The following is a 12,973-nucleotide window of genomic DNA, read 5'->3' as shown; positions in this document are numbered from 1 at the left end:
CGGTACGCGCGCCTTAAGCCGCGGCCGCCTGCTTCGACAGCAATAGCTTCAGCTTCGCCGCCGGCACCGCCGGGCTGAACAGCCAGCCCTGCATCTGGCTGCAGCCGAGCTGCCGCAGCACTTCGCGCTGCGCCTCGGTCTCGACGCCTTCCGCCGTCGTCGCCATGTGGCGGGCGGCGGCCATGTGCACCACGGCCTGGACGATCGGCGAGGAATCCTCGGATTGGCCGATGTCGCTGATGAAGCTGCGGTCGATCTTGATCTTGTCGAAGGGGAAACGGTGCAGATAGCTCAGCGACGAATAGCCGGTGCCGAAATCGTCGAGCGCGATGCGCACGCCGAGCTCGCGCAGCTGCTGCAGGATGGTCAGCGCCTCCTCGTCGTCGCGGATCAGCACGGTCTCGGTGATCTCCAGCTCGAGCCGTCCCGGCGCGAGGCCTGACTCGGCGAGTGCGGCGGCGACCTTCAGCGCCAGCGTCTTGGATCGGAACTGCACCGGCGAAACGTTGACCGCGATGTGGATGTCGCCGGGCCACGAGGCGGCCTCGGTGCAGGCCTGCCTCAAGACCCATTCGCCGATCTCGCCGATCAGGCCGGTGTCTTCAGCGACCGGAATGAAATCCGCGGGCGAGACCATGCCGCGCTCCGGATGGCGCCAGCGCAGCAGCGCCTCGCAGCCGTTGACGACATTGGCGGAGAGATCGACCAGCGGCTGGTAGTGCACCTCGAACTCGCCGCGCGCGAGCGCCTGGCGCAGATCGAGCTCGAGCTGGCGGCGCTGCCGCGCCTTGGCGTCGTATTCGCTCACGAAGATGCGGAAGGTGCCGCGTCCTTCCGACTTCGCGGCGTACATCGCGAGATCGGCGCGCTTGAGCAGGTCTTCGAGATTGTCGCCGTGGTCGGGCGCGATCGCGATGCCGATGCTGGCATCGGTCGTGATCTCCTGGCCCTTGCAGTCCACCGGCATGCGCAGCGACGTCAGGATCTGTTCGGCGAGCGCACTCAGTGCGGCCTGGTCGCAGGTGCCGGCCTTGACGATGGCGAACTCGTCGCCGCCGAGACGCGCCACCAGATCGTTGCCGCTGACGCAGGCGCGCAGGCGGCCGGCGACCTGGCGCAGCAATTCGTCGCCGACCTCGTGGCCGAGCGAATCGTTGACGCCCTTGAACTCGTCGACGTCGATGTAGAGGATCGCAAACGGATTGCCTTGGGCAAGCTCCGCCACGCGCCGTTCCAGATGCCCGCGCATCAGCACGCGGTTGGGCAGGTCGGTCAGCGCGTCGTAATGCGCCATATGCGCGATGCGCTCGTCGGCACGGATGCGCTCGGTGACGTCGTCATGGGTGGCAAGCCAGCCGCCCGCTGCGCCGGGCTGGTTCTTGATCTCGATCAGGCGGCCGTCGGAGGTCTCGACGATGTTGCTCTGGATCCGTCCGACGCTGTTCAGGATGTCGTCGCAATAGGAATCGACGTCGCCGTCGAACGAGCCGGTGTCGGCGCGATGCTGGATCACGTCGCGGAAATAGGCGCCGGGTTTCACCACCGCGGTCGAGAGCCCGTACATGTCGATGTAGCGGCGGTTGCAGACGATCAGCCGCTCGTCCTGGTCGAACATCAATAGGCCCTGCGTCATCGTGTTCATGGCGGTGTCGAGCCGCTGCTTCTCCAGCGAGACGCGACGCGTCACCTGGCGGAAGATCAGGAACAGCGTGAGCACGAGCAGGCCGATCGACAGCACGGCGACGGCAACGAAGAATTTGGTCTGGGTACGCCAGGTGGTGAGCGTCGCGTCGAGCGATTTGGTGGCGACCACGACCAGCGGTTCGCCGGTCAGCATACGCGAGGCGACGATGCGGTCCTTGCCGTCGATCGGGCTCGTGAGCTGCGTCGTGACGAAGGTGCGCTCGAACACGGCCATCTGCTCCGGCGAGCCGGTGCGGTAGTTCTGCCCGATCATGGCGTCGACGTGCGGAACGCGCGCCAGCAGCTGGCCGTTCTGGTGGTGCATCGCGATCGAGGATTCCTCGCCGAGACCGGTCGAGGCAAAGAAGGATTCGAGCTGCTCCGGCGTAATCGCCCGCGACACCAGGCCGAGGAATTCGCCATGCGGGCCCGACACGCGTCGCGCGATCACGATCGCCGGACCATTGCCGAACCGGCCGGGCACGACCTCGATCTCTTCCTGCGAAGCCGGATCGTTCGCGAGACGTTGAAAGAAGCCGCGATCGGCGATCGAGATATCGGCGACCGGCCACCGCTTCGACGAGTTGATCAGTATGCCCCGGGAATCGAACACGTTGGCGCCGGCGACGTCGGACCAGCCGCTGGCCTTGGTGCGCAACACCTCATGCATCGCGAGCGTCGCCATCTCGCTGCGGAACACGTCGGCGGAATCGATGCCATGGCCTTCGAGTTCGGCGATGATGCTCTTCTGGAGTACCGCAAAGTCCTCGAACTCGCGGTCGAAATGGCGGGCGAGCAGACGGACGGAGCTTTCCAGGCTGTCGCGGCCGCTCTCGATGGCGTTCTGGCGGAAGCGGTCGACAGTGAGTCCGGTGCCGATGGCCATCGCCGCCATCAGCACGAAGCCGCCGACGATCAGCCACGTCAGCGGCGCGCCCCGCCATTGGCGAAGCAGCACGCGCAAGCGCGCGGTCCATCGGATTGATGCGCCCATCCCGTCCTCCCGTGGGATGCAAGATGCAGCAAAACCGACAAGACCCCGTTACCAGTCACGGTTAGGAAAATGTGAATCGGAACAAAATCAGGGAGTTGATACCCCCGCGCGGCAAGCGATGAGGCAGGCGATGAAACGTCACCGCTTGATCTCCCAGTTCAGCGCGTCCGCGTTGCCCTTGGCGAACATCGCCGGCACGTCGAACTTGCCGGTCTTGAGATCATAGCGACACTTCCAGTCGGCCAGTCCCTTCACGGCGACGTTCTTCGGATGCTTGTCCATCTCGCCCGACAGCGAGATCAGGAGGTAGCGGTTGTTGGGCCAGTCGACGCCGAGCCAGCGATAGGCATCCTCGGTGCCTTTCATGAGATTGGCCGAGATGTGGTAGTCGAGCTTCATGGTCTTCGTATCGGGCCGGCTGTGAAAATAGTCCCAGGCGAGATCGCTGAGCGACTTCCTGGTGGCGCTGACGAAGGCGCCGTTCTCGACATGGTAAAGAAATAGATCCTGCTCGCCCGAGCCGGTCTTCTGCATCCGCACCAGCCATTGCGAGTCGCTGGTGAAGCGGAAGCCGGCGCCGTAGCCCTGCTCCGGCTTCAGCTCGGTCATCCGGTCGCCGTGCCGCGCCCAGACCTGCCATTTGACGTCCCAATTACCGCCGTCCTTCATATACTGCTCGAGCTTGGTGGCGCCGTCGGGCGAGGTGAAGGCGAGATCGGCATCGTCGGTGAGGACGAAACCGGACGGCGGGCCGGAGGCCGCGCGCGCGGGGGCGGCGGCGAGCATCAGCGCAAGCACCAGCCATGGCGCGGCGCGATAAAATGCGGTCACGAGAAAAATCCTTAAAAAATGCCGCAGTGCGGCCTCGCCCATTTGACGCGACAGGGGGTAGCTCGGTTCATCCCATTGAACGTCTTGCTGCCGTAGCCAAAACGGCGCACTTTGCCGGAGTTGATTTGCGACCTGAGGTTTGACGACTGATGATCACCGCATCCAAGGCCTTCATTGCATTCTGTCTGCTCGCGGTGGGCGGCACCGTCCTGGTGATCGGCCCGACCGAGCTGCGCCGTCTGCTGCCGGGCGGGACGGGCACCGAAGTCGCGGTCGTCGCCAAACCTGATGGCAAGCCTGAGGTGAAGGCGGAGGCCAGCGCACAAGCCAAGGCCGAGCCCAAGACCGACTCCAAGGCCGAGCCCAAGACAGAGCAGAACACCGAAGAACCGAAGCTCGCCGGGGCTGCACCATCCGCCTCGCCGGCACCGGTCGACGCGCCGAAAGCGGGCGCGCTGGCCGAGACCCAGAAGCAGGTCGCAGCGCTGGCCGACATCGCGCCGGCCAAGCCGCAGCCGGCCGTCAAGGACACCGGCCCCCGTTTCGACGTCGCCCGCGTCGACGATCATGGCGAGGCCGCGGTGATCGCGGGCCAGGCCGCGCCGGGTTCGAAGGTCGAGCTGCTGCGTGATGGCCAGCCGCTCGACAGCGTGGTGGCCGATGCGTCGGGCCAGTTCGTGATGACCCCGCCAAAGCTTCCCGCCGGCAGCTATGAGCTGACGCTGCGCGCCAAGGCGCCCGATGGCACCGTCACGCAATCCAGCCGCACCATGCCGGTGGTTGTTGCCGAAGCCGCACCGCCACCCGCGCGCGTCACACCGGTTGCGAAGCAGGACGCCAAGCCGCAAGAAGACAAATCGGACGTGGTCGCGTCGCTGCCGGCGCCGCGCCTGGCCGCGATACCCGACCGGTCCGCGGCTCGGCCGCGCATGATGGGCACGCCCAAGCCCAGGTCCATGGCACGGGTGCCTGCAGCGGGTGCGACGGTCGCGTCCGCCTCGCCCGCGGACGCCCTCAGCACCGCACCGGCGGAAGCCGGCGGCAGCCGCGTGGTGTCCCGCGGCGACAGCCTCTGGGCGCTCAGCCGTCTCGCTTATGGCGACGGCAACCGCTACGCGCTGATCGTCAACGCCAACCGTGACAAGATCCACAATCCCAATCTGATCTATCCCGGCCAGACCTTTGTGATGCCGCAAAGGGCACCGTGAGGCGCGGTTTGTCCTTCTCCCTCGCCCCGTTCTTACGGGGCCGCGACGAGCTGCGCTCGCGCTGAGCGCGGGGTGAGAGGGCTCTCTCCGCGAGCGTCGTCCCTCGATAGATCTTTACCCCCTCACCGGGAACGCATCTGACGATGCGTTCCGACCTCTCCCCGCAAGCGGGGCGAGGTAAGGGCACCGCATCGTCACACTCCGCGACGCTTTGACCGTCTCGGCGCGGAACCTTTGGTTCCCCGGCGCGTCTTCTTGATGAGACGTGGTGCGCGCTTGGCGCTGGAGGAGGGCCAAGAAGTGATCATCTCGGTGGTCAACTCAACGGTCATGTCGCGATCGCGCTTGGGACTGCCGTTCGTGGGTGCGGTCTTCGCGATTCTGGCAATGCTGTTGCCGAATCGCGCGGAAGCGCAGTTCGGATTGCGCGGCGGGCCGCTCGGCGTTGCGCGCTTCGCCGTCGGTCACGTCATCGGCCTGTCGCGATTGCGCCACGCGCGCATGGGCGTGCGAAGCGGCCGCACCCGTGACGCCGCGTTGAGATCGCAGGACCCACGTGGTGCCGAGCGCGGTCAGCCCGCCAACCCCTACGTTTTGCGTGCCGCCCTCACAGCGGGTGCCGCACTGTCAGGCTGGCACGGCGGCCGCCGTCCGCAGGGCTGGTGGCGTCACCCCGACGGCAGCTATGGCTGGATCGGTCCCGTGTTCTGGCCGTTCGCGCATGACGATCTCACCACCGCGGTGGTCTTCGGCGACACGACCAGCCTCTCGCTTTATGGCTATGGCGATATCTATGCGGCGATCTTCGCGCCATATGCGGCCCCGGAGCTCGCCGCCTACACCGCGCCGCAGGGACGTCGTGCGCGAAGAGTCCCGTCGGTGGAGGCGGTCTGTGATGGCAGCGACACCGGCGGCTTGCCCGTCGACCGCATCGCCGCCGCGGTGCAGCCGAACGAGATGCAGCGCACCGCGCTCGACGATCTCAGCGCCGCCTGGGCCTCGGCGCGCGATACCATCCGCGCCTCGTGCCCGGCGCAGGCGCCAATGATCGCGGCGGAACGCCTTGGCGTGATGCAGACAAGGCTTGATGCCATGATCAAGGCAACGGATGCACTGGCGGCACCGCTGGCCAAATTCGTCGACCTTCTCGATGACAGCCAGAAAGCAAAGCTCGAGTCGCTGGCCAACGAACGCCGCGCTGCGCTTGCCTCCGCCCAGCACAAGGACGCGCAGACAGCCTCAGCCTGCGATCCGAACTACGACCCCCGCTACGATGTGCAGGCCCAGCGCCAATACGAGCAGCTCGTGCAACAGCAATGGCCCGCGGCCGATATCGCCGGCGCGCTCAAGCTCGACGACACCGCGCGCGCCCGGCTCGACGTGCTCCAGGACACCACGCTGCGCACGATGGAGACGCTCAGTCCTTGCACGATCAAAGCGGCCGCGACACCACAGGCCCGCCTCGCCGCCGTGAAGGCACGGCTCGAGAAGATGCGGCAGGCGATCGGCGGCGTCGTCGATGCGCTCGATGATTTCGAAGCCGACCTGAGCGACGGGCAGAAGGCCGGCTTCGAGGCGATCGGACCGAAGCGCGCGATGTGAGCGGTCGGCACTCTCCCCGTTCCCTCCCATGCGGGGCCGGATAAGGGCGGCGAACCTCTTGGCTTGTGCAGTGACTAATTCAACGGGCGGCACCACGCCGCCTGCGCTGCTGCGGCATTTCTCATCCGGTCAGCCCATGGCCCAGTGCTGCCGCTTCTGCTATCGATTGAAGCCTTCTTGCCGCCAACCGGACTGACCGATGCGTTCATTGCCTGCGCGTTCCTTTCCCCAGACCTTCGTTGCCCTTGCCGGACTGGTGCTGGTCTCCACCCAGCCGGTGCGCGCGGCCGATGACGACGCGCCCAAGGGGCCGGCGGTCACGGTGCTGAAGGCGGCAAAATCCTGTTTCTCCGACATCGTCGAGGCCACCGGCACGATCATCGCGCGCGAGGAGACCTCGGTGCGGCCCGAGCGCCCGGGGCTGAAGGTGACGGAAGTCCTGGCCGAAGCCGGCGATACCACGACGGCGGGGCAAGTGCTGGCGCGGCTGGCGCTGCCCGAAGGCGGCACGCTGCAGGTCACCGCCCCCGTCGCCGGCGTCATCGCCACCTCGACCGCGCAGATCGGCAACCTCGCCTCGGCCAAGGGCGAGGCGCTGTTCACCATCGTGGCGCGCAGCGAATATGATCTCGTCGCCCTGGTCGCGACCAACGATGTCAGGAAGCTCGCGGTCAATCAGCCCGTCACCGTGCGCATCGCCGGCGCCGGCGATATCGACGGCAAGGTGCGCCGCATCGGCCCGACGGTCGAGCCGAACATCCAGCAAGGCATGGTCTATATCGGTATCTCCTCGCAGAAGCGGCTGCTGCTGAATGCGAGCGGGCGTGCACTGATCAAGACCGGGCAGAGCTGCAACGTCGCGGTGCCGCTGACAGCGGTGCAATATTCATCCGCCGGCACCGTGGTGCAGGTGATCCGCCGCAATCGCGTCGAGACCAAGCGCGTCGAGACCGGATTGATGTCGGGCGGCAATATCGAAGTCCGCGACGGCCTCAACGAAGGCGATATCGTCGTCGCCCGTGCCGGCGCGCTGCTGCGCGAAGGCGATCCCGTGCGCCCGGTGATGGCCGCGGAGGCGGCGAAGTAGCTCGCGCCGCACGATGGAGAGGCAGTCGTGCGGCACACACGCATGCCGTAGGGTGGGCAAAGCGTAGCGTGCCCACGTCCTCTATCGAATTGAACCTTTGGGAGATCGTGGGCACGGCGCGTTGCGCCTTTGCCCACCCTACGAGAGCTCGCAAGCTCTACGAGAAAGAACTAGCCGCCGGCCTGATCGAAATGCACGTCCTCGAGCAGCGAGGACGAAACCGCCGGGACCTGGTCGCCTTCGGAGGCGCGGGAGATGGCGACGCGGGTCTTGTTGAAGACGCTTTCGGCGCTGCCCTGCGCATTGAGATTGGCGAGGAGCTCGCTGACCAGCGTCGAGTGTTCGCCCTTGCCGTCGTCGACGACCTTGCCGGGCGAGGCCGAGGAGAGGATCAGCGCATTGTCGGGCGTGCCGATCGGCGCGAGGCCATGCGAATAAGAGCGGAAGCGGCGCTCATAGGGATTGCGGCGGGACGCATCGACGACGACGAGCTTGGCCTTGGCGCCCTGCTCCTTCATCATGTTGAGCACGCCCTCGATGGAGACGCCCTGGCGGCGGACGTCGCTTTCCTTCCAGATCACGGCGTCGACCGGCAGCATGTAGCTCTCGCGGCCGGCCTGCACGCCGTAGCCGCCGAAGAACAGCATGACGGTGGTGTCGTGCTTGATGCGGGACTTGAGGCGATTGACGGCGCGGACCATGTCGTCCTTGCTCGCGTCTTCCACCATGTCGACGTCAAAACCGCTCTTGCGCAGCGACGAGGACAGCGCCCGCGCGTCGTTGATCGACTGCGTCAGCGGCGCGGTGGCGTCGGGATAATGGCCATTGCCGATGACCAGCGCGAGACGCGAACTCTGGCCCACCGAACCCGTGACCTGATCGGTCGAGACGGCCTTGGCGGCGTCGAGCGAGCGCATGTTGAGGGCAGCATGGGCGCCGATCGCCAGCGACACCGTGCCGATGAGGGCGGCGGCCAGGGCAATCGAACGTCGGGAAATGTCGAGCTGCCTTACATTCATCTCGCTTCATTCCTGTCAGTGCCAAAGACCGGCCTAGCGCGCGCACACTGTTTGAGTAGCGCGATGGCGTCTTCAGGTTTGAGGGATTGGCCGGGGATGTGTCCCCGAATTGCGCGCAATTTGCGGCGCCGCACCAAACAAACCCTTAACCGGATATAGCCAGCACGGCAATAGATCGCCCAAAATTTGATCTAAGCCGCTGAATATGTTGGTTAATTACACGATCCGAATTTCTCCATTCTGGGTCTCCCCGTAACCTTCCGGAGGTTGATCATGCAGCTCCCGTGCCGGGTTTTTCTGTGACGTTAGTCACATTTGAATTTCCTGCGAATCCGGGTAGCTTTTTCAAAGACTTGCAGGGGGTGGGTCATCGACCCGCTCCCCGGACAAGTCCCCCGCGACCAGGTATTTCATGAGCTTTCATTATTTCGCAGGAGCCGCGTGCCGGGCGCTGACGGCGCGCAAAGACGGCCCCTCCCTTTATGACGTCTGCGATCCTGTATTGTCTGCTACAAGCAACGGCGATCCGCACCTGGCAAAATTCTACAAGACCGCGCTCGGCAATCCCGCGCTGCGGGTGTTGCTGCGCCGCGCCGGCCTGAGCGAGCTGCGTGACGAGGCCAGGCTGACCCGGCTGCGCGCGGCTTTGGTCCGCGCCCGCGACGAGACCGAGCCCGACTGGGCTGCGGTCGGCCAGCCCATTGCCGACCTCGTCGACACCATCGCGCTCGACCATCCAAAACCGCCGCCGGTCAATTTCGTCGGCGCGATGCCGGCGCAATCGCACATCGATGGCGTGATCCGCGATTGCGCGCAGCATCTGCTCGGCTCGTACCGCAAGAACGGTTTCCTGCCGACCTATGCCGCGTTCAACCTGATCGGCGATCCCGACTTCCGCGGGCGCGAGCTGATCATGGCGCTCACCGGGCTGAACGCGCGCGGCTACAAGAATTCGTCGCTGCTGTTCAACCTCGCCCGCGTCTTCATCGCGCGCTCGAAGGCCGCCGCCGTGGTCAACCCGCCCTGGCGCGGCATTGCCGAACCGATGTGGGAGCCGGTGCAGATCCGCCACCGCTCGGCCTATTACGACGCGTTCTTCATTGAAGCATTGCTCAGCTACGTCGAGACCGGGCTCGCCACCCCCGCCGACAAGACCGCGGCCGAGCGCGCGATCGCCGACATGGTCGATTTCTGCGTCAACATCAGCCGCGAAGAAGTCGAAGGTATCGACGGCCAGCGCTTCAACGTCATCACCGCGCTCGCGCCGGCGCCGCATCCGCGCTTTTCGCGCTATTTTGCGCAGATCAAGCAGGACCTCGGCTTCGGCGTCTATGTGCCGGATTGCGACACCACGGCGTGCTCGATCTCCGCGGCGACGCAGGCCGGCTGCACCGATGCGATCATCGACCAGCCGCTGCTGGATTTCTATTCGGGCTACCAGGTGCATGCGGGTGTCAACGAGCCGCGCGTGACGGTGCCGCTCAACGACAATATCGATTACGAGGGCGGCGTTGCGACCTGGATCGACAACCTCAAGGGCGAGCGCCCCTACGGCAACGATCTCGATCCGACGCTCAATCTCGACATTCTCGAAGTGAGCTTTCGCAACCTGGCGCGCTGGAAGATTCTGGAGACGCCGGCGCGGCTCGCGACCGTGCATCGCATCATCGGCTTCCAGAAGCGGCTGGCGGCGAGCGGCGCCTTCGCCAATCCGCGCTCGCACATCTATTATCTGCCGGAGCTCTACAGCGCCTATTTCGGCCGCTGCTATGCCGCCTTCCTGGCGCTGCCGCTGGGCGCGCAGGCCGCGATCGATCCCGATGGCGATTTCGATTTCATCCGCCATCGCGTGCTGTCCTACGTCAAGGGCGAGCTGATGGCGGCGGAAATGAACGTGTTCGACGCGGCACTGGCGCTGATCGCGCTCGGCCATCTCGGCGCCGACCCGCGCGCCTTTGCCCCCGCTCTGAACGTGATCGTCGATGCCCTCGGTGAAGGCGGCCGCCGCGGCCCGTTCCGCGCCTATGAATGGAACAAGATGAAGACCCCGACGCGGATCCTGGTCGGCGGGCCCGAGGTGACGTCGGCGTTCGTGTTGATGGGACTGGCGGTGGCGAAGCGGGCGATGGCGGGACGGTGAGGTCGTGCTCTTACCCTCCCCTGGAGGGGTCCGAGACGAGCGTAGCTCGCTCGAGGGTCGGCACGTGATCGAGCGAAGCGAGATTGCGTGACGGGGTGGGGTGATCTCTCCACTCGGGCACTGTTGATCGCGGAGAGACTGTCACCCCACCCCGCTCGCGCTTCGCGCGATCGACCCTCCCCCTCCAGGGGAGGGTAAGCAAGTCCGCAATGACGGGAAGTTGAAAGCCTCTCCGTTAGGCATATGCTGGTCGCGTGGCCCAAAGCCGACCACAATTGCGCGGCTTATCAAGTTCCCAAGACGATGCGGACGACAATGCGGACCGGCATGTTGCGAAAATTCCTGATTGCGCTGTCTCTGCTCAGCCTGCCTTCGCTGGCGCAGGCGGCCGACATCACCGGCACCGCCAAGGTCCGTGATGGCGATTCCGTCCTGATCGGCAACACGCGGATCCGGCTTGGCGGCATCGACGCGCCATCGGCCGACCAGCTCTGCCTCAACAACAAATCCGAGCGCTGGACCTGCGGCGTCGCCGCACGCGACGAACTCGCCAAATACACCGAGGGCAAGAACTGGGTCTGCCATGCCCGCTCGATCGACCGGCGCGGCCGCACGGTGGCGCGCTGCGAGGTCGGCGGCGAAGACATCCAGAAATGGCTGGTGCGCAGTGGCTGGGCGCTGGCCTATGTCCGCATCTCCAAGGACTACGAGGCCGACGAAGCTGCCGCGCGTGAGGCGAAAGCCGGGATGTGGCAGGGCGCCTTCATCGCCCCCTGGGACTGGCGCGTGCGCAACAAGAAGACGACGATTCTGGGCGCCACCAAGCCGCCCGAAGGCGCCCATTCGGTGCTGCTCGCCTCGGCCTCGGGGCCGGTTGCGCCCTCGCCGGACTGCACCATCAAGGGCAACGTCAACACCGCCGGCGAGTGCATCTACCATACCCCGACCAGCCGCTGGTACACCCAGATCAAGATGAAGATCAGCAAGGGCACCCGCTGGTTCTGTTCGGTCGAGGAGGCCGAGGCCGCCGGCTGCCGGGAAACCAAGAGATAGAGCATGGTCCGGAAAAGTGTGACGCGGTTTTCCGACCAGACCATGCTCAAAACAAAGAGCCCCAGACCTGCGTTTTGCGCGCTTTTCTTGCAGGCCGCCGGCGCGTAAAAGCGTAACGAAGCAACCCTCCAGACAGTCTTCACGACACAAGGAAGATAGCAATGACCGTTCGCGCGGGCCGGGAATTTCTGGCCATCCCCGGGCCCACCACGATGCCCGACGCGGTGCTGCAGGCGATGCATCGTCCGGCGATCGACATCTATTCCAGGGAGATGCTCGACCTGACCGAGAGCCTGCTGCGCGACATCTCTGGTTTGTTCGCGACCAAGGGCAAGTCCTACATCTACATCGCCAACGGCCACGGCGCCTGGGAAGCCGCGCTGAGCAACGTGCTGTCGCGCGGCGACAAGGTGCTGGTGCTGGAGAGCGGACGGTTTGCGATCGGCTGGGGCAATGCGGCAGCCTTGATGGGCGCCGAGGTCGAGGTGCTCAAGGGCGACTGGCGCCGCGCCGTGCGGCCGCACGAGGTCGAGGAGCGGCTGCGCCGCGACACCGAGCACAAGATCAAGGCCGTGGTCGTCGTTCAGATCGACACCGCCTCGGGCGTGCAGAACGACATCGAGGCGATCGGCAAGGCCATCAAGGCGGCCGGCCATCCCGCGCTGTACATGGTCGACACCGTCGCCTCGCTCGGCTGCATGCCGTTCGAGATGGACAAATGGGGCGTCGACGTCGCGATGTCCGGCTCGCAAAAGGGCCTGATGACACCGCCCGGCCTTGGCTTCGTGGCCGCCAGCGCACGCGCGCAGGAGGTCCACAGACGCGCCAACATGGCGACGCCGTATTGGAGCTGGAGCGAGCGCGAGGGCACGGAGAATTATCGCAAATATGCCGGCACCGCACCGGTGCATCTGCTGTTCGCGCTGCGCCAGGCCATCGATCTCATTCACGAGGAAGGGCTGGAGAACGCGTTCCGCCGCCACGCCCTGCTTGGAGAGGCCACGCGACGCGCCGTCGGTGCGTGGACGGAGGGCCAGGTGCTCGGCTTCAACGTCGCCGAACCTCACGAGCGCTCCAACACCGTGACCACGGTGACCATGACCACCGGCCATGATCCCGCGGTGCTGCAGCGCTATTGCAAGGAGAAATGCGGCGTCGTGCTCGGCACCGGCATCGGCGATCTCTCCGGACAAGCGTTCCGCATCGCCCATATGGGCCATGTCAACGCACCGATGCTGCTCGGCACGTTGGGCGTGATCGAGGTCGGCCTCAACGCGCTGAAGATCCCGCACGGCAAGGGCGGGCTCGAGGCGGCGGTGGCGTATCTGGGCGAGCAGGTGGCGGTGTAGGCGCAGG

At 65.8% G+C, this 12,973-nt stretch carries 9 protein-coding genes; 6 read left to right on the top strand and 3 right to left on the bottom strand.

What is annotated here, in order from left to right; all coding sequences use genetic code 11:
* Positions 1-13: 13 nt before the first annotated feature.
* Positions 14-2,677, bottom strand: a complete 2,664-nt coding sequence (locus QA645_RS02755; RefSeq protein WP_283048030.1) for an EAL domain-containing protein — start codon at positions 2,675-2,677, stop codon at positions 14-16.
* 138 nt (positions 2,678-2,815) lie between these two features.
* Positions 2,816-3,508, bottom strand: coding sequence for a hypothetical protein (locus QA645_RS02750; protein ID WP_283048028.1), 693 nt, complete (start codon positions 3,506-3,508; stop codon positions 2,816-2,818).
* A gap of 149 nt (positions 3,509-3,657) precedes the next feature.
* On the opposite strand from QA645_RS02750, the gene QA645_RS02745 reads away from it, so the two are divergent.
* The 3 genes from QA645_RS02745 to QA645_RS02735 all read left to right on the top strand — a co-directional run bounded on the left by QA645_RS02745 (position 3,658) and on the right by QA645_RS02735 (position 7,405).
* The gene (locus tag QA645_RS02745) at positions 3,658-4,716 is read left to right on the top strand and encodes a LysM peptidoglycan-binding domain-containing protein (protein ID WP_283048027.1); all 1,059 of its coding nucleotides are present in this window, start codon (positions 3,658-3,660) and stop codon (positions 4,714-4,716) included.
* A gap of 330 nt (positions 4,717-5,046) precedes the next feature.
* Positions 5,047-6,318: a Spy/CpxP family protein refolding chaperone gene (locus tag QA645_RS02740; RefSeq protein ID WP_283053641.1), complete on the top strand. Its 1,272-nt coding sequence runs from the start codon at positions 5,047-5,049 to the stop codon at positions 6,316-6,318.
* Between the two features lie 199 nt (positions 6,319-6,517).
* Positions 6,518-7,405, top strand: a complete 888-nt coding sequence (locus QA645_RS02735) for an HlyD family efflux transporter periplasmic adaptor subunit (RefSeq protein ID WP_254127738.1) — start codon at positions 6,518-6,520, stop codon at positions 7,403-7,405.
* A gap of 170 nt (positions 7,406-7,575) precedes the next feature.
* Here the strand turns inward: QA645_RS02735 and QA645_RS02730 are convergent, their stop codons facing one another.
* Positions 7,576-8,424, bottom strand: coding sequence for a caspase family protein (locus tag QA645_RS02730; protein WP_283048025.1), 849 nt, complete (start codon positions 8,422-8,424; stop codon positions 7,576-7,578).
* Positions 8,425-8,836: 412 nt separating this feature from the next.
* Here QA645_RS02730 and QA645_RS02725 point away from each other — a divergent pair, with 412 nt between their 5' ends.
* From QA645_RS02725 to QA645_RS02715, 3 genes are all read left to right on the top strand, one after another.
* Positions 8,837-10,564 (top strand): hypothetical protein, encoded by a 1,728-nt coding sequence (locus QA645_RS02725; RefSeq protein ID WP_283048023.1) that lies wholly within the window; start codon positions 8,837-8,839, stop codon positions 10,562-10,564.
* Between the two features lie 327 nt (positions 10,565-10,891).
* Positions 10,892-11,617, top strand: a complete 726-nt coding sequence (locus QA645_RS02720; RefSeq protein WP_283048022.1) for a thermonuclease family protein — start codon at positions 10,892-10,894, stop codon at positions 11,615-11,617.
* Positions 11,618-11,778: 161 nt separating this feature from the next.
* A complete protein-coding gene (locus QA645_RS02715) occupies positions 11,779-12,966 on the top strand; it encodes an aminotransferase class V-fold PLP-dependent enzyme (protein WP_254127734.1) in 1,188 nt (395 codons plus the stop codon).
* Positions 12,967-12,973: the final 7 nt, after the last annotated feature.

Source organism: Bradyrhizobium sp. CIAT3101 (genome assembly GCF_029714945.1).
Classification (GTDB): Bacteria; Pseudomonadota; Alphaproteobacteria; order Rhizobiales; family Xanthobacteraceae; genus Bradyrhizobium.
This window is presented reverse-complemented; position numbering and strand designations above follow the sequence as displayed.

Bases quoted from the DNA above. Each gene is read 5' to 3' on its own strand.
- QA645_RS02730 (WP_283048025.1), bottom strand. From the start codon at position 8,424: ATGAATGTAAGGCAGCTCGACATTTCCCGACGTTCGATTGCCCTGGCC.
- QA645_RS02720 (WP_283048022.1), top strand. From the start codon at position 10,892: ATGTTGCGAAAATTCCTGATTGCGCTGTCTCTGCTCAGCCTGCCTTCG.
- QA645_RS02745 (WP_283048027.1), top strand. From the start codon at position 3,658: ATGATCACCGCATCCAAGGCCTTCATTGCATTCTGTCTGCTCGCGGTG.
- QA645_RS02755 (WP_283048030.1), bottom strand. From the start codon at position 2,677: ATGGGCGCATCAATCCGATGGACCGCGCGCTTGCGCGTGCTGCTTCGC.
- QA645_RS02725 (WP_283048023.1), top strand. From the start codon at position 8,837: ATGAGCTTTCATTATTTCGCAGGAGCCGCGTGCCGGGCGCTGACGGCG.
- QA645_RS02735 (WP_254127738.1), top strand. From the start codon at position 6,518: ATGCGTTCATTGCCTGCGCGTTCCTTTCCCCAGACCTTCGTTGCCCTT.
- QA645_RS02740 (WP_283053641.1), top strand. From the start codon at position 5,047: ATGTCGCGATCGCGCTTGGGACTGCCGTTCGTGGGTGCGGTCTTCGCG.
- QA645_RS02715 (WP_254127734.1), top strand. From the start codon at position 11,779: ATGACCGTTCGCGCGGGCCGGGAATTTCTGGCCATCCCCGGGCCCACC.